This is a genomic window from Pseudoalteromonas tetraodonis, assembly GCF_002310835.1.
GTDB classification, from domain to species: Bacteria; Pseudomonadota; Gammaproteobacteria; order Enterobacterales; family Alteromonadaceae; genus Pseudoalteromonas; species Pseudoalteromonas tetraodonis.
This window is the reverse complement of sequence record NZ_CP011041.1, coordinates 356,460-373,003: the sequence shown is the minus strand read 5'-3', so window position 1 is coordinate 373,003 and position 16,544 is coordinate 356,460. Positions and strand designations below refer to the sequence as shown.

At 40.8% G+C, this 16,544-nt stretch carries 15 protein-coding genes; 4 read left to right on the top strand and 11 right to left on the bottom strand.

Translation table 11 applies throughout. The annotated features are described in order from the left end of the window. Nucleotides 1–100: 100 nt before the first annotated feature. Nucleotides 101–1,204 (bottom strand): phosphoribosylaminoimidazolesuccinocarboxamide synthase, encoded by a 1,104-nt coding sequence (locus PTET_RS01675; protein ID WP_096038106.1) that lies wholly within the window; start codon nucleotides 1,202–1,204, stop codon nucleotides 101–103. 217 nt (nucleotides 1,205–1,421) lie between these two features. On the opposite strand from PTET_RS01675, the gene PTET_RS01670 reads away from it, so the two are divergent. Genes PTET_RS01670 through PTET_RS01655 form a run of 4 tightly spaced genes read left to right on the top strand, consistent with a single transcriptional unit; the run spans nucleotide 1,422 to nucleotide 4,908 of the window. Beyond that, nucleotides 1,422–2,456, top strand: coding sequence for a CDP-glycerol--glycerophosphate glycerophosphotransferase (locus PTET_RS01670; RefSeq protein WP_013463934.1), 1,035 nt, complete (start codon nucleotides 1,422–1,424; stop codon nucleotides 2,454–2,456). 6 nt (nucleotides 2,457–2,462) lie between these two features. Continuing rightward, the gene (locus tag PTET_RS01665; protein ID WP_028834508.1) at nucleotides 2,463–3,149 is read left to right on the top strand and encodes an ABC transporter ATP-binding protein; all 687 of its coding nucleotides are present in this window, start codon (nucleotides 2,463–2,465) and stop codon (nucleotides 3,147–3,149) included. Continuing rightward, nucleotides 3,146–4,393, top strand: coding sequence for an ABC transporter permease (locus PTET_RS01660; RefSeq protein WP_096038105.1), 1,248 nt, complete (start codon nucleotides 3,146–3,148; stop codon nucleotides 4,391–4,393). Before PTET_RS01665 ends, PTET_RS01660 begins: the two co-directional genes overlap by 4 nt. A gap of 14 nt (nucleotides 4,394–4,407) precedes the next feature. Next, entirely contained in the window at nucleotides 4,408–4,908 is a 501-nt protein-coding gene (locus tag PTET_RS01655) for a DUF3299 domain-containing protein (protein WP_096038104.1), read from the top strand. Nucleotides 4,909–4,956: 48 nt separating this feature from the next. On the opposite strand, the gene PTET_RS01650 is transcribed toward PTET_RS01655, so the two are convergent. The 10 genes from PTET_RS01650 to PTET_RS01605 form a co-directional block, all read right to left on the bottom strand. Then, on the bottom strand, nucleotides 4,957–5,193 hold the full coding sequence (locus PTET_RS01650; RefSeq protein ID WP_236613524.1) for a hypothetical protein: 237 nt from the start codon (nucleotides 5,191–5,193) through the stop codon (nucleotides 4,957–4,959). 39 nt (nucleotides 5,194–5,232) lie between these two features. Next, a complete protein-coding gene (locus PTET_RS01645) occupies nucleotides 5,233–5,802 on the bottom strand; it encodes a DUF2799 domain-containing protein (protein WP_013463929.1) in 570 nt (189 codons plus the stop codon). 172 nt (nucleotides 5,803–5,974) lie between these two features. Next, nucleotides 5,975–7,414 (bottom strand): metalloprotease TldD, encoded by a 1,440-nt coding sequence (gene tldD, locus PTET_RS01640; protein WP_013463928.1) that lies wholly within the window; start codon nucleotides 7,412–7,414, stop codon nucleotides 5,975–5,977. Next, on the bottom strand, nucleotides 7,411–8,250 hold the full coding sequence (locus PTET_RS01635; protein ID WP_058154097.1) for a carbon-nitrogen hydrolase family protein: 840 nt from the start codon (nucleotides 8,248–8,250) through the stop codon (nucleotides 7,411–7,413). Before PTET_RS01635 ends, tldD begins: the two co-directional genes overlap by 4 nt. Next, nucleotides 8,247–12,095 carry a YhdP family protein gene (locus PTET_RS01630; RefSeq protein ID WP_013463926.1) on the bottom strand — a complete coding sequence of 1,283 codons (3,849 nt, stop codon included), beginning with the start codon at nucleotides 12,093–12,095 and terminating at the stop codon, nucleotides 8,247–8,249. The genes PTET_RS01635 and PTET_RS01630 overlap by 4 nt, the downstream gene beginning before the upstream one ends. Beyond that, nucleotides 12,095–13,567, bottom strand: coding sequence for a ribonuclease G (gene rng, locus PTET_RS01625; protein ID WP_013463925.1), 1,473 nt, complete (start codon nucleotides 13,565–13,567; stop codon nucleotides 12,095–12,097). Before rng ends, PTET_RS01630 begins: the two co-directional genes overlap by 1 nt. Nucleotide 13,568: 1 nt before the next feature. After that, the gene (locus tag PTET_RS01620; RefSeq protein ID WP_013463924.1) at nucleotides 13,569–14,138 is read right to left on the bottom strand and encodes a Maf family protein; all 570 of its coding nucleotides are present in this window, start codon (nucleotides 14,136–14,138) and stop codon (nucleotides 13,569–13,571) included. After that, nucleotides 14,138–14,617, bottom strand: coding sequence for a rod shape-determining protein MreD (gene mreD, locus PTET_RS01615; protein ID WP_174818641.1), 480 nt, complete (start codon nucleotides 14,615–14,617; stop codon nucleotides 14,138–14,140). Before mreD ends, PTET_RS01620 begins: the two co-directional genes overlap by 1 nt. Next, a complete protein-coding gene (gene mreC / locus PTET_RS01610; RefSeq protein ID WP_016900309.1) occupies nucleotides 14,610–15,452 on the bottom strand; it encodes a rod shape-determining protein MreC in 843 nt (280 codons plus the stop codon). Before mreC ends, mreD begins: the two co-directional genes overlap by 8 nt. Continuing rightward, the gene (locus PTET_RS01605; protein WP_013463921.1) at nucleotides 15,452–16,495 is read right to left on the bottom strand and encodes a rod shape-determining protein; all 1,044 of its coding nucleotides are present in this window, start codon (nucleotides 16,493–16,495) and stop codon (nucleotides 15,452–15,454) included. The genes mreC and PTET_RS01605 overlap by 1 nt, the downstream gene beginning before the upstream one ends. Between the last annotated feature and the right edge of the window lie 49 nt (nucleotides 16,496–16,544).

Here is a 16,544-nt window from a genome sequence, read left to right as displayed (position 1 = left end):
AGAGACGAGCACTAATTGCAAGAATTATAGCTCAGTTACTTAAAATAAATACTTTTTCATTAGTTAAAATGAGCTTTGCTATATCTGTCTACTTACTACGTTATTTAACGATTAAACCGTAATCAGCATCTAAAATAGCAATCACTTCTTGGCGCGGATCATTAGGTATAATAATCTCTTTACCAATAATTTTGCTAGCGATGCCCACATAAGTGTCAGACACTTCAAGCATCACTGATTCAGGTAAAATATAATCTTTTGCTAACTGCTCACGCTCAGCCATACGGTCTTTATTTAATAACACATCACTCTCTGGTACGTTATTAATTAACAGCTGACGAAAACCTTCTTTTGAGTTTTCAACAATCTTGCCATCTCTATAACATGCTTCATCCCAAATACGCGATGAATCGGGTGTCCCTACTTCATCAATATAAATAAGTTGCTGCGCACCATTTAAATCTTCTACGTAACCAAATTCAAATTTGGTATCAACAAAAATTTGCCCGAGCTTAGCTAACTCACTACTGATTAACTCGAACCCTTCAACCAATAATTTTTCGTATTTGGTGACATCGTCAGCCGATTTAAAATTGAAAACATCTAAGTTGTTTGTAATATTTTCACGAGTGATGTTTACATCATCAACGGCAGGAATATCAGCAACCCCTTCTATAATACCTTTAGTAGAGGGAGTTATAAGTACTTGCTCAAGCTTTTGATTCGCTTTTAAGCCTTCGGGAAGTTGCAAACCACAAAAGTGTCTTTCGCCTTTGGCGTAGTCGCGCCACATACTGCCGGTAATATATTGACGAGCAATCGCTTCAACTTTAACTGTACTGGCTTTACGAACAATCCATACGTATGGATGAGGAATATCAACAATATGATTACCCGCCAAACCGGCTTCATTAAACACGTTAAACCAATGAGCAGCCACTGAGTTTAATGCAATCCCTTTACCAGGAATGCCATTTAGGCCATTTTCACCTTGCCATATGCAATCAAAAGCAGAAATTCTGTCTGAAATAACCATAATGGCTAATTCAGTATCGGCAGGAACGTTATAGCCTTTTTCATTTATTAAGCGTTTGCTATCTGCATCGGTTAACCAATAAACTGAACGCACTTTGCCACTATGTACTTTACCTTTGGTACGAATGGGTAAGTCATCGTTTACGTCTAAAACTTTATAGCTAGTCATGCTATCTCCGGGGTTTGGCATGCTCAAAGAGCAAAGTATGGAATTGGGGTTAGGCGCTCTATAATAATCTAGCCAACCACAAAGCTCAATCTTAGGCTAAAAACAAATCATCTCAGTATATTTATCTAGCTGGCGCATTGGGGTAAACTTGCATGATTACTTGCCCTAAGGAGCTAGCTTGAACTATTTAACTGCCACTAAGAATAAGAAATATTTAATGTATATTTCTCAAAATTATTCCTATGCTATTTTAAGGCCTTTGCAAGCAGAAATATTAGCTCAAGGAGGGGAGGTTAAATGGTTTTTAGAAGGTGATAATGTTAATCCTGACTTTTTGAAAAGTGATGAAAAAACACTAAATTCTATTCATGAAATAAATCAATGGGCGCCTGACGCAACCTTTGCACCAGCGAACTCTATCCCTACATTTTTTCCCGGAAAGAAAGTGGCTGTTTTTCACGGCTTTGATGCTGGAAAGCTAAATAAAAAAGGCCAAAACGATCACTTTAAAGTGCGGGGCTGCTTTGATTTATATTGTACACAAGGCCCAAATACAACGGCTCCATTTACGGCGTTACAAAAAAAATTGGGTTATTTTAAGGTAGTAGAAACAGGTTGGCCTCCCCTAGATCAATTTTTTAACGGTAACTCAAAGCCTAGCCACATTGATGAAACAGACTCTCGCCCAACAGTATTGATCTGCTCTACATTCTCAAAACGCTTATCTCTTGCACCTAAACTTTATGAACAAATAAAACACTTTAGTGAAAGCGGTAAATGGCGACTCTTAGTTCAGTTTCATCCTAAAATGGCACAAGAGTGGGTTGATAAATACAAAGCGTTAAGTAATGACAATCTAACCTTTGTTGAAACAGACAATGTTATTCCTTTATTACAATCTGCTGATGTAATGCTGTGCGACACTTCATCCATATTACTGATGTTTTTGGTACAACGAAAACCAGTTGTAACGTTTTGCAATAAAGCACCTGAAAAACACTTACTTGATATTACGGATAAAAATAACGTTGAAGCCGCAATAGACTACGCACTAACTTACCCAAAAGAACTTGTAGATAATATTGAAGCTTTTTGCCAAGAGTTACACCCATACACAGATGGTAAATCAAGCCAACGAGTACTTTGCGCAACCAATGAACTGTTGCATAGTGATGAAAAGCTCAAAGCAAAACCGCTTAATTTTATTAGACAATTTAAAATGCGCAAAAGACTTAACTATTGGAGTTGGTAAGCCGTTATGATCAACCTTGAGAATGTCTCTTTCAAATGGCAAAAAAGCGCAGTCACCCCGACTCTCGCTATTAAGCAGCTTACGATTAATGCTGGGGAACATGTTTTTTTACATGGTCCAAGCGGTAGTGGTAAATCTACCTTACTAGCGCTACTGGCAGGCATTAATGTAACCACTAGCGGCCAACTTTGTGTTTTAAACCAAAACCTAAGTGCGCTCACCAACGCACAGCGCGATGCATTTAGAGCGGATCATATTGGCTATATTTTCCAAAACTTTAATTTACTACCTTATTTAACCCCATTAGAAAACGTGTGTTTAGGGTGCCAATTTTCGAAAAAGCGTCAGCAACACATGCTCAGCCAAGCCGATAATTTAGAGAGTGAAGCAGCCAGATTACTCAATGCACTGGGGTTAGAGGCGCACTTTCATAATCAAAATGTTGCCACTTTAAGTATTGGGCAACAACAGCGTGTTGCTGCAGCACGCGCATTTATAGGCAGCCCTGAACTTATTATTGCCGATGAGCCTACTTCAGCACTTGATACCCAAAATCGTGAAAGCTTTATTAAGCTGCTATTTGAACAAGCAAAAAAAAGTAACAGCACGCTTGTTTTTGTCAGTCACGATGAAACATTAAAGCCACTCTTTAGCCGCACAATCGACTTAGTAAGTTTACAGGGTGATGTATGATTTTATTTAAACTTGCCTATAAAAGTTTGCTCAATAGACGTGCCAGCGTATTACTCACATTGCTCACTATTGCGATTAGCGTCATGTTATTACTCAGTATTGAGCGAGTTCGCGTAGATGCTAAAAGTAGTTTTAGTAATACCATTTCGGGTACCGATTTAATTGTTGGCGCACGCACTGGCGATATTCAATTACTCCTCTCCTCGGTATTTAGAATTGGCCATACCAACAATGGGGTGAGTTGGCAAAGCTATCAATACATAACAAAACAGCGCGGGGTTAAGTGGAGCATTCCTATCAGCCTTGGCGATAGCCATAAAGGTCAAGCTGTCTTAGGCACCACACTCGATTATTTTAAGCACTACCGATTTGCTAAAAAACAGCCCTTAGCATTTGAACAAGGACAGGCTTTTTCTAGCATCAATGAAGTTGTTATAGGTAGTGAGGTTGCAAGTAAACTGGCCTATAAAATTGGTGATGAAATTGTGATTTCTCATGGCATGGGCAATACTAGCTTTCATCATCATGATGATAACCCTTTTAAAGTGGTTGGTATCTTAAAGCCTACCGGTACCCCGGTGGATAAAACCTTGCATGTGCCACTGGCGGCAATTGAGCTGATCCATGGTGGCGGCCATCATGATCATGACGATCATCATGATCACTCGAGCCATGCATTAATTGGGCACCCAAAACAAATTACCGCCTTTTTAATGGGCTTCGACTCACCGCTTTATACGCTACAAATTAGGCGCAACATTAACCAATATAAACAAGAGCCTCTATTAGCGATTATGCCCACAGTCACTTTAAAAGAGCTCTGGGAAATGCTGGCAATAATAGAAAAAATACTGCTGTTATTTTCATTTGTGGTGGTCATTATTAGCTTGCTCGGTATGTTAACCACATTACTTGCTAACCTTAATCAACGCCGCAGAGAACTGGCAATACTGCGTTCTGTGGGTGCCCGCCCTTGGCAATTATTTTCGCTGATCAGTATGGAATCACTGCTTACCACCTTTTTAGGTTGCTTGGTAGGCTGTATTTTATTTTATGCGCTTATGGGTACGACCGCGGGTTACTTACAAAGCCAAGCTGGAGTGAGTATTAATATCAGCATGCTCTCTGACTATGAACTCACTTTGATTGGCGTTATTATGGCTGCGGGATTTATTATTGGCTTGATCCCCGCTACACGCGCTTACTTTTATTCTCTCAGTGATGGTATGAGTATAAAAATATAAACTTTAGGATGATCATGACGTTGTTTAAAGTAACTACACTCTCTTTAATGCTATTAAGCGCAGTGCTAATTAGCTTTGCTAGCATTGCAAATCCACCCAAGGAAATTTTTTGGGAAGACCTCATACCCGAGGGCCATGTACAAATAGATACTCAAGCACAAGCTAATCACGAAGGCAGTGAACAAAACTGGGTGCAACCTGATTTAGACGCGCCAGTTGTTAAAGCACTTGATGGGCAGTCTGTTAGCTTACCTGGTTTTGTTGTACCTCTTGAAGGCGATAGCGAACTTATCACCGAGTTTTTATTAGTCCCTTACTTTGGTGCCTGTATTCATGTGCCCCCGCCGCCGCCAAATCAGCTGGTTCATGTGACCATTAAAGGCGGTGTCCCTATCGGTAGCTTATACGATGCGATTGTTGTAACGGGTATTATTAAAACGCAAACTTGGTCTGGCGAAATCGCCCAAGTAGGTTACACAATGCAAGCTGTCGGTGTCGCTCCTTTTGAGCTTTAATTCTTAAAATACAGAGCCCACTCTATAGTGGGTTTTTATTTTGTTCTATCAACCACCCGTTCTTATATCTCGTTCAAGTTCAGACTGCGTCACTGGATGACAAGTCGACTTCACCGTGCTCTTATTGCTTTCATCTTCGTCAGAACTAAAAATTGTGTAGCTATAGTCTGTTTCAACTTCACCACCTAAGCACTCATGCTCTGCAAATACTTCATCTCCATAACCCTCTGGCATTTCTTTTGACGCACACCCACTGAGGATCAGAAATGTTATTAAAATTGACATTACTTTCATATTAATCACATTAAAAGAACACGTTATAAATTATAGTTCGTACTCAAAATGCCATGATGGAAGCTTGTTGAGTAATGGCAGAAGTGCTTTTTCTTTTCTTAAATCACGACGCTCTCTCTCCAACTGTTCTCGCTCTCGGCGTAACTCTTTACTTTGGCTACTTAACGGTTTATCACTCGTTAATTCATCACTAATAGATTGCAGCCGCCAATTAATATTATTAAGTCGATCATCTATCTCGGCTTTCCTTGCTTCAAATTGATAACGCTCATTACCTTCTTGCCATGCTTTTCTAAACTGTGTGTCATTACAAATCCCGTTATACGCATCGCCTCGTAAACCTAGGGTAAAGCCATTTTCAGGCTCACAAAAGGCTGCGAGCCCCTGTTTGTAACCAGCTTGATAATCATCTAATTTTGCAGTGATGCCAAATTCACTACAAGCAGATATGATTTCTCTGCCATGTTCAAATGTATACCCTTGCTCACCATGACTAAAGCCTAAATTTGTCCAATTGGCCTGTATACATTCATCCTGAGACAAAGAAGAGCATCCTGATAGCAATATGAAAAACAGTAAAAACAAGTAACGACTAGACATTATTTTTCCTAAGATAGCCAAACTCAACTAAGTACCTATTCTAGGGCGAGATAAAGGTAAAGTGAATAATAAAAATGTAACAAGCTATTCTAATAAACCTGAAATTTAGAATAAAAAACCTTGAAAGCATGCACTTCCAAGGTTTTATTTGTTGTATTTGGCAGTAATAAAATTAAGCCGTGCCACCCACTGTTAGGTTATCTATTTTCAGGCTTGGCTGGCCTACGCCTACTGGTACACTTTGACCGTCTTTACCACAAACACCTACACCTTTATCAAGCGCTAAATCATTACCTACCATAGAAATTTGTTGCATAACCTCAGGGCCATTACCAATTAAGGTAGCACCTTTAATTGGCTGGGTGATTTTACCATTTTCAATTAAATACGCTTCTGAGGCACTAAATACAAACTTACCCGAGGTGATATCCACTTGGCCGCCACCAAAATTGGGAGCAAACACGCCTTTTTTAACCGTGCTGATAATATCAGCTTGGCTATGCTCACCGCCTAACATGTAAGTGTTGGTCATACGTGGCATAGGTAAATGCGCGTATGATTCACGACGAGCATTACCTGTTGGGTTTACCCCCATTAAACGCGCGTTCATTTTATCTTGCATATAGCCTTTTAAAATACCGTTTTCGATAAGTACGTTATAGGCTGCAGGCGTACCTTCATCATCGACATTAAGTGAACCACGGCGATCGGCCATAGTACCATCATCAACCACAGTACATAGCTCTGAAGCAACTTTTTGACCTACTTTACCGCTAAACGCAGACGCGCCTTTACGGTTAAAGTCTCCCTCTAGGCCATGACCTACGGCCTCGTGCAACAACACGCCTGGCCAGCCATTACCTAATACCACTTCCATAGTACCCGCTGGGGCATCAATAGCTTCTAAGTTTACTTTAGCTTGACGAACGGCTTCTTCTGCAAAACCCATCCAACGCGGCTTACCATCTACCAGCTCTTTAAAGTAACCATAATCTAGGCGCGCACCGCCACCAGCACCGCCACGTTCACGACGACCATTTTTTTCAAGTAATACAGAGCAGTTTAAACGGATCAGTGGGCGAATATCGGTAGCAAAGGTGCCATCGCTGGCTGCAATTAATACTTCTTCGTATACCGCAGACATTGAGCTAATAACTTGCTCAGCATCAGGGGCTAATTCGCGAATATAATTTTCAAGCTCACGTAACAAATTAACTTTATCGGTATCGCTCATACTAGAAATTGGTTGATGCGGCGCAAACTGCTGCTTTGCAGCCACGTCACTAAATACTTTAACCGCTTTATCTTCACCGGCATCGGCAATACTACGAGCAGCGGTGGCTGCTTTGTTTAACGCTTCAAGATTAATTGCGTCTGAATATGAAAAACCGGTTTTTTCACCGCTTACAGCCCGCACCCCCACGCCACGCTCAACGTTATAAGAGCCTTCTTTCACTAAGCCGTCTTCTAATACCCAAGACTCATGATGGCTCGATTGAAAATAAAGATCGGCATAATCAACTTTGTGCTGGTGAATATAAGCTAATGTTTTTTCGAGTTCTTCTCGATTTAGCTGGCTGTCGTGTAATAAATGCTGTTCAACCGAATTCATAATAATGGCTCTCTAAATCGTTGGTGAGATTGCAGCGGCATATCTCGTCTAATTTTGTGTAACTGGTTTAAATCTACGGTGCAACTAATAAAACCAAGCCCTGTTGATTTTTCACTTAATGTTTCACCCCAAGGCGATAACATGAGGCTGTGACCATAAGTTTGCCTACTGTTTTCATGCACTCCATATTGCGCTGCAGCAATAACATAGCACTGCGTTTCTATTGCACGTGCTGCAAGTAGCGGCTGCCAATGCGCTTTACCTGTTGGAACAGTAAACGCACTGGGTACTAATATAATTTCGGCGCCTTTGCGAACTAAGGCATTAAATAAACCAGCAAAACGCAAATCATAACATACTGTTAAACCAATTTTACCAAAGGGCGAATCAACAACCACAACCTCATCGCCGGCTTGAGTAAAATCGGATTCTCGGTAGCTGCCGGTCTGGTCATCTACCTCAACATCAAACAAGTGTATTTTGTTATAGCTTGCAACAATATCGCCTTGGTTATTAAACAAGTGTGAGGCAGCGTAATACTTATGTTGGTTATAGGGCTCTGGCATGGTGCCAGCATTTAACCAAATGTTGTGTTTACGGCACAATTCACTGAGTTGCTGTTTGTACTGTTCAATACGCTGTGACACTAACAACGTATCACCAGCGTGTTTACTAAACACTAAAAACGCTTCTGGTAGACACACTAGCAGCGGGCGAGCTGTCGGTAAGTTTTGCAATGCCTGTTTTAATTTTGCAATATTCTCATCAGGATTTAAGCCTGAGCACATTTGCAATGCAATAATCTTAGGAGCTGAATTTATACCTTGTTTATTCATTGTGTGGCGCTAACCTCGGCATCTTTAAGTTTTAACTCTGAGGATGCTTGTGGCTGACTTTGTGCTGCTTGCGGTAAAGTCACCTCTCGACTCTTACGATCTAACTCTTGTACCTGAGGATCGTTCATTTTGCCTGTTACTTTAAAGTTGATCTCTGAGATCACTCGGGCAGAATGAATCACTTTATCAATTGCTAAAGCTGCAAGCCCCGTTACTGGATTAACCATCCAAGCCACAATCACCGGAATGCTCGAGGTTACTTGTGGTGCCACGGCTAAGTCGTAGTCAATTTCGAGAGTATTTAAATTTGCATACCCTTTTATAGAGAGATCGGCAGGTACCCCATCCATTTTAGTATCTTGGGTATAGGCAATGCCTTTATCTATCTGCATGGTGCCTTGCATGCTGTTATAAAAAAAACCTTTAGAAAATACATCTCTAAAATCAAGCTTTAGCTTACGCACTAATGAATCAAGGCTCAGTAATGAGAATACGCGTGCACCTCCATCACTGATTTCAGTTAAATGGCCTTCGCCTAAATCCCAGCTAATTTCGCCATCCAAACTGGCAATGTCTAAATCATAAGGTGCCGCTTGCCAATTTAGCTGATAATTTAGATTGGCGTTTGAGTCTTTAATAGTGGTGGTAATATCAAACTCATTAAATAAGGCGCCAATATCATCACTTTTAAGTTCACCGCTCATCGCCGTTAGGCCATTCTGCCATTGCCCTTTAGTCCGTAATATATGGTCGCCCTTATCAACCACTAGCTCAGAAATAAGCAGCTTTTTACCATCGCCTAACAATGAGGCGCTTACCTTATCAAGCTGATAATGACTTACTTTACAATCGGCACATTCAAATTCAATAGCCGGTAATTTTGTAAGCCATGCAAGTTGTTCAGGGGTTGATTTTTCGCTCGGTTGCTCTGATTCTGTATCTAAAAAATTAAGCCTTAAATAATCGCTATTAATTCGAATCGGCTGACTTGATTGCCCGCTAGGTATAAATACTTCGGCTCTTAACTCTTTGGCATTGAGCTTTAATTGCAAATTATTATTTAGGGGCGATAAACGCATATCAAAATCATTAAACTGCATGCCACTCACGTTAAAAGAGTTAATATTCGCAACCACTTCATGTAAAGGCGGCATCACGCCCGGCGAGGCACTGTCAGGCTGCGCTTTAGCCACATTAATAATTTGATCAATTAAATCAATCCAAGGTAATAACTCACTCTGCGCTAAATTAATACTCACTGCTAAATCTTGTGAGTTAAGCCCTAAGTCTTTTTCACCGATGATAAAATGAGCGTTGGTAAACTGCGATTGAGTATTGTCTAGAATGGCATTGAAATAAAATAACTCATTAATATTTGCAGTGATCAGATTAGAGATATCATCACCTTGAATAACCGCACTCAGAGGCCAAATTTGCTCACTGCTTTTTGTATATACTCCTGGCAAGGAACTATTTAAGCCAATAAGTGGCGATTCAACTTCGGCACGATAGTTAAACCCTTGCTCGGTAAAATTAAGCTCTAAAGCAATATCAACGTCACTTTGCCCGCTTAAGTAACCATCTAAGATACCTTGACCATGGTTTATGAGTGTTTGTGCATCAAGCTGAGCATTTATATTTATATTAGCGCGATAATCCTCTGCGTTTGCGTCACTAGTGTAGTTAATCGTTAATGGCATACCAAGCCATGTAGCCGTAGCATCGGTGAGGTTTATTTGTTGATTATTAAAGCTAAGTTCACCCTTTAAATGCTCAAGCGAAATACCGGGAGCAGAAATATAAAGAGGTGAGTCGAGTAAATTAACCTTACCAGTTACACTCGCTCCGCCCTTAAATTGTGAACCGATTAGCAATTCAATGTTTGCGCTGGCAAGCCCCTGTCCTTGCACAACATTAAAAATATCAGCTAATGGATTTGCTAAAGGCGTGGCGACAAAAAAATCGTGCATTTTTTCAAGCTCAGCTTGCTTATCAATACTAACCACCAATGGCGCATCGCCCATTAAGTCATCAATACTCACATGCACACTACTGCCAACGTCAAGGTTTACCAGTTGGCCTTGCTGGCTATAAATATCCATTCGCTGATTTGCAAAATGCAGCTTTACACTGGCATTTGTGACTGCTGGCCAAGCTGGATCGAATTGATAGGTAGCATTATCTATTTGCGCTAAAACATCAAACTGCCCAGAACCATCGTCAAATGGAAAGCCTGATAATGGACCAGAAAATAACACCTGAGCATTTGTTACTTCACCTGATTTTATTGCGCCATTTAAATAACTAACTAACTCAGGGCTCATTAACGTTAAGGGAAAATAATGACCGGCAATACTGGCATCGGGGGCAAATGCTTCGGCATATAAATCTAAGCGAGGCGTTTTACCTAAACTTAATTGCATCTGTGCGCTTAAGGTCACTTCATTGTTATCAAGCCACAGGTTATCACTGCTAATATGCCAATCGCCTGAGCGCTTAGCTAAATCTAATTCGATGTTTAGCTGGTTATAGTCAATATTATTACTAAAACTAGCACCTGTAATTAAATGGCTGTTTTCACCAAAAATAGTGATCCGCCCATATTGCTGATTAACTAATCCATCAACCCTTAAAGATTGAGCGGCGGGTACGGCGTTTTTCTCTTGCCAGCTAATTTCATCGGCTTCAAACCATAGTTGCCATTGCTTTGCATCGGCAAACTCTAGGTACGCGTTTTTTATTTCACCACTGGGTTGGCGAGCTAAGAAAGGGGTTAAGTCAGTAAAATTAGTTAATTCTGCTAAATCATTTAATAGGGCTAAATCGAGTTGTTGTAGCCATATTTTATTCTGCTTGCCTAATAAAGCTTCAAATTCGAGGCTAGGCCACGTTATCTCGTTGGTACTAAACGCTAGGCCGGTACTTTTTAACCGCCAGCTATTTTGCTCAGGGTATAAATGAAATCCCCCTTCACTTAGGCTGACTTTTTGTGTTTGCTCATTGAGTTGCCAATTTACCGCACTCGGTAACCACTGTACTTTTACGTCACTTACTAAGCCTTGCTCTAGCCTAAGCCATGCTTGCAAATTTAAATCACTATGTAGTTGCTGCTTTTGAGTATTAATGTACTGGGCTAACCAATTTGACACATCAACCTGATTAGCCTGCACATATAAATCGCCCACCATTTGCTCTAAGGTTTCACCTTTGAGCGCAATACGGGCATCAAAATTACCCACAGAAATACCCGGTAGCGCTAGACTACCACTACCAAGATGCTGTTTATCCTGGTTTTGCCATACAATGTTTTCTAATAACAATTTACGTTCTTTGTTATCTTCTAGTACAAAGCTGATGCTGGAGTTTTCTATTGCAAAGTGACCGGTTTCGCCTAAAAACAGTCCTTCTATTAATTCTTTTTGCTCAAATGAAACTTCATCTTGATTACCAGCAAATAAATTGGCGACATTAACCTTGGTATGAAACCCATTGATCACAAAGTAATTTGATTTAAACTGCAGCGACTTTAAACTTTCCCAAAGGTTTAGCTCTAAACTGGTTTTAGCTATGGTTAAAGAGATAGGGGCTGTTTGGTTGTCTTTAAATGATAATTCTTCGAGTACTAAAGCGGGACCACTGCCTTGCCAACTTGCTGATATAGCACCTATAGATAAACTAATATCAAACTTATCATCAAGGTAGCTTTCTATATCTCCTTTATAATCGTTCGCGTAGGGTAAGGTGTATTTTAAAATAGAAACAATCACGGCCAGTAGTACTAAAATTACAGCACTTATTTGCCATAATTTTCGCACACAATAAAAACAGGCCGCTTTAAATTTCATTACATCATTACCACATCAAACTGCTCTTGGCTGTATAAACTTTCAGTTTGAATATTGACCTGCTTTCCAATAAATAGTTCTAATTCGGCGAGGTTATGATACTCATCATTTAATAGCGCTTCACAAACTGCAGGCGAAGCATACACTACAAACTTATCTGCATCGTAAGCGCGATTAACACGTACTATTTCACGAAGAATTTCATAGCAGACTGTCTCAACTGTTTTTTGTGAGCCTCGCCCTGAACATGCTGGGCATACATCACACAATACATGTTCTAGGCTTTCGCGGGTACGTTTGCGGGTCATTTCAACTAAGCCTAATGCCGACAAACCATTGATATTAGATTTGGCACGATCTTTATCGAGTGCAGATTCTAATGAGTGCATTACACGGCGTTTATGCTCATCGCTTACCATATCAATAAAGTCGATAATAATAATACCGCCCAAATTGCGCAGCCTTAGTTGACGAGCAATAGCAGAGGTTGCTTCTACGTTGGTATTAAAAATAGTTTCTTCAAGGTTACGGTGACCAACAAAAGCGCCTGTATTTACATCAACAGTGGTCATCGCTTCAGTTTGATCTATGATCAAATAACCACCCGATTTTAAAGTAACTTTACGATGCAGTGCTTTTTGAATTTCACTTTCTACATCAAATAAATCAAAAATGGGGCGCTCACCTGGGTAATACTCAAGCACTTGTGATAACAAAGGCACAAACTCTTCAGTAAACAGCTTAAGCTCTTGGTAGGTAAGCTTAGAGTCAACACGGATGCGCTCCATATCTTCACCAACGTAATCACGTAACGTTCTAAAGGCAAGTGTAAGATCTTCATGCAAGATACTGGCTTTGCTTGTTTTTCTGCGTCTAGAGACAATTTTATCCCAGAGCTTTTTTAAAAAAGCTGCATCGTGTCTCAGCTCCGCTTCACTTGCGCCTTCAGCAGCTGTTCTGACAATAAAACTACCGTTTTCATCGCCGTATTCGGCTACAATTTTTTTCAGCCTTGCACGCTCTTCTTCCGTTTCGATACGCTGACTCACCCCAACATGTGTCGCATCAGGCATAAACACTAAATACCGTGAAGGTATCGTGATATCAGTGGTTAAACGTGCCCCTTTGCTACCCAAAGGGTCTTTAACCACTTGCACCATAATGTACTGACCTTGGCGAACCAGTTCTCGAATATCTTGGACTTTTTTAATCGGCTCGTCGTCAACGCCCTCAACAATAGAGGCACTATTAACGATATCTGAAGCGTGTAAAAAGGCGGCTTTCTCTAGGCCTATATCAACAAAAGCGGCTTGCATACCTGGTAACACGCGGCTTATTTTACCTAAGTAAATATTACCCACGATACCTAAGTTACCAATACGTTCTAGCTGAATTTCTTGTAATACACCGTTTTCGATTAGGGCAACGCGACTTTCACTTGGCGTGACATTGATCAGTAGTTCTGTACTCATGCTACCCTCTTAAGAATGTATTTAATAATTGTTCTGTCTCATATAAAGGTAAGCCGACAACGGCAAAATAGCTACCCGAAATATGCGTTACAAAGCGCCCACCTACCCCTTGGATACCGTAACCACCGGCTTTATCTTGAGGCTCGCCCGTTTGCCAATAAGCATGTATTTCTTCATCACTGAGCGTTTTAAAGGTGACATCTGTACTGACCACACAACTGAGTACTTTATCTGATGTAGCAAAAGCGATGGCAGTTAACACTTGGTGCGTGTTCCCTGATAAGCGCTTTAAGGTTTGAGTAAAATCGTCTTTATCTCGAGGCTTACATAATGATTGGTTATCCATCACCACCACAGTATCACTACCTAGCACTGGCCGGTCAGTATAACCTTGCTCTACGCCCATTTGCGCCTTTAAACGCGCTAAACGCTCTACATAGTCATGCGGGCGCTCATTAACAAACTGGCTTTCATCGGCATCAACACTAAACTGTGAAAATTCAATACCCAATTGGGTTAGAAGCTCTTTACGACGGGGAGACGCGGAGGCTAAATATACTGCGCAAGTCATTATCTGATCCTAAAATGTCTACGGTATTTTCGAAGTAATAAAAATACCCATATCCAGCTCAACATGCCTGTTAATACAGGCCATAAGTAATATGGGCTAAAATAAACGCCAAGTAAAAAGTGATTTAACCAAAACTGCATTAAGTGGTAAAGCGTTAAGAACAAGCCTATAAGTAGGCTTTGTTGCCACAATGAAAAATTGCGAATTTTTTGGAAGTTACTTGCAGTAACAAAAATACACACTGAATAAGTTAAGGAATTAACACCCAATGAGGAGCCTGTTGCTAAGTCAATTAATAACCCAACAACCCAAGCAGTCCCTATATTTAGTCGATGCGGTAAAGCCAAAGACCAGTACATAAGCACCAACAGCACCCAATCAGGACGAAATGGTTCAAGTGAAAAAGGTAACGGCATTAGCGCCATTACTAATGCAAAGAAAATACTTAATGCGATTAAGAGCATATGACGGTTAATCATCACCCATCAACTCCTGCTGATTTAGCCATAACACCACTAATAACCGAATTCGATCTAATTGAGCTATCGGCTCAGCAAATACTTGCGCAAAAGGTTGGCCTTCATCACGAGTTATTTCGGTGATCACAGCAACCGGATAACCTTCAGGAAAGGTACCACCTAGGCCAGAGGTCACCAGCACATCACCAATACGAACATCTAAGCTATGCGGCACATGTGATAGCTTTAGCACGTTAATTTTACCGATACCTTCAACCACTGTGCGCACATCGTTTCGTAATATACGCACCGGTGTTGCATGGGTGGTATCTGTAATTAACAGCACCCGCGAGGTTGTTGAACCAACTTTAGTCAACTGCCCGACTAACCCCATATCATCAATCACCGCTTGGCTTTCGCTTAAACCATCGGTGGTTCCCCGATTTATCACCACTTGGTGACTATAAGGATTTGAATGAACAGAAAGTACTTGAGCAATAATTTTACGATTGGTGTGTTTAGAGGAAGAGCCAAGTAATGCACGAAGTTTTTGATTCTCTTTTGCTAAAAACTCATACTGCTGGATTTGCTCACTTTGCAATACTTGCTTCTTTTTGAGTGCTTCGTTTTCGGTTAGTAACTGCTCACGGGTATGCAAACTTTTGGCGCTAAAGCTAAATACTTCGTAAGGTAGGTTAGCAACATAAATAAGTGGACTGACCAACGTATTCAAACTAGTACGAATGTTCTCGCCACCTTGCGTGTACTTGTCTCCAAGGATCAATACGATACTCAAAAGCACTGCGACAAAAAGTCGCAGTTGCAAAGAAACCGTTTTTTCAAACATTGATTTCATTAATCGTAACTAAAAACGTCACCACCGTGCACATCAATCATCTCAAGTGCCTTGCCGCCGCCACGTGCAACACACGTAAGTGGATCATCAGCAACAACCACTGGAATGCCCGTTTCTTCCATTAGCAGGCGATCTAAATCCTTAAGTAATGCGCCGCCGCCAGTTAACACCATACCATGCGCTGAAATATCAGATGCCAGCTCAGGTGGAGACTGCTCAAGCGCCACCATGACAGCGCTTACAATTCCCATTAGTGGCTCTTGTAATGCTTCTAAGATTTCATGCGAGTTAAGCGTAAACGAACGAGGAACGCCTTCTGCAAGGTTACGACCACGCACTTCTATCTCTACTGGTTCGTCTGTTTTAAATGCCGATCCAATTTGGTGTTTAATATTCTCAGCGGTGGCTTCACCGATTAAGCTACCAAAGTTACGACGCACATAATTAATAATGGCTTCATCGAACTTATCACCACCAATGCGTACTGAAGATGAATACACAACACCATTAAGTGAAATAATAGCGACTTCTGTTGTACCGCCACCAATATCAACCACCATAGAACCCGTTGCTTCAGACACCGGTAAACCGGCACCAATTGCAGCTGCCATTGGCTCTTCGATTAAGTAGACTTCGCGAGCACCTGCACCCATCGCTGATTCACGAATTGCACGCTTTTCAACTTGGGTGGCTCCACAAGGAACACAAATAAGCACGCGTGGGCTTGGGCGCATAAAATTATTATTGTGCACTTGTTTGATGAAGTGCTGTAACATTTTTTCAGTAACATAAAAATCAGCAATCACACCGTCTTTCATTGGACGTATAGCTTTAATATTACCAGGCGTACGGCCCAACATTTGCTTAGCTTCTGTACCTACAGATGCAACACTTTTAGGTCCACCAGCACGCTCTTGACGAATAGCAACAACTGAAGGTTCGTTTAATACAATACCTTCTTCTTTTACATAAATTAGTGTGTTGGCTGTACCTAAATCGATCGATAGATCGTTTGAAAAAATACCACGGAGTTTTTTAAACATGAGGCTGGATGACCTTTGAAATTCGTTCTTATTGTAGTTGCGCTTACTT

Coding starts and splice junctions, on each gene's coding strand:
- PTET_RS01655 (WP_096038104.1), top strand. CDS start 4,408: ATGACGTTGTTTAAAGTAACTACACTCTCTTTAATGCTATTAAGCGCA.
- PTET_RS01620 (WP_013463924.1), bottom strand. CDS start 14,138: ATGACTTGCGCAGTATATTTAGCCTCCGCGTCTCCCCGTCGTAAAGAG.
- PTET_RS01670 (WP_013463934.1), top strand. CDS start 1,422: ATGTATATTTCTCAAAATTATTCCTATGCTATTTTAAGGCCTTTGCAA.
- mreD (WP_174818641.1), bottom strand. CDS start 14,617: ATGATTAACCGTCATATGCTCTTAATCGCATTAAGTATTTTCTTTGCA.
- PTET_RS01665 (WP_028834508.1), top strand. CDS start 2,463: ATGATCAACCTTGAGAATGTCTCTTTCAAATGGCAAAAAAGCGCAGTC.
- PTET_RS01650 (WP_236613524.1), bottom strand. CDS start 5,193: ATGTCAATTTTAATAACATTTCTGATCCTCAGTGGGTGTGCGTCAAAA.
- PTET_RS01635 (WP_058154097.1), bottom strand. CDS start 8,250: ATGAATAAACAAGGTATAAATTCAGCTCCTAAGATTATTGCATTGCAA.
- PTET_RS01605 (WP_013463921.1), bottom strand. CDS start 16,495: ATGTTTAAAAAACTCCGTGGTATTTTTTCAAACGATCTATCGATCGAT.
- rng (WP_013463925.1), bottom strand. CDS start 13,567: ATGAGTACAGAACTACTGATCAATGTCACGCCAAGTGAAAGTCGCGTT.
- PTET_RS01645 (WP_013463929.1), bottom strand. CDS start 5,802: ATGTCTAGTCGTTACTTGTTTTTACTGTTTTTCATATTGCTATCAGGA.
- PTET_RS01675 (WP_096038106.1), bottom strand. CDS start 1,204: ATGACTAGCTATAAAGTTTTAGACGTAAACGATGACTTACCCATTCGT.
- PTET_RS01660 (WP_096038105.1), top strand. CDS start 3,146: ATGATTTTATTTAAACTTGCCTATAAAAGTTTGCTCAATAGACGTGCC.
- PTET_RS01630 (WP_013463926.1), bottom strand. CDS start 12,095: ATGAAATTTAAAGCGGCCTGTTTTTATTGTGTGCGAAAATTATGGCAA.
- tldD (WP_013463928.1), bottom strand. CDS start 7,414: ATGAATTCGGTTGAACAGCATTTATTACACGACAGCCAGCTAAATCGA.
- mreC (WP_016900309.1), bottom strand. CDS start 15,452: ATGAAATCAATGTTTGAAAAAACGGTTTCTTTGCAACTGCGACTTTTT.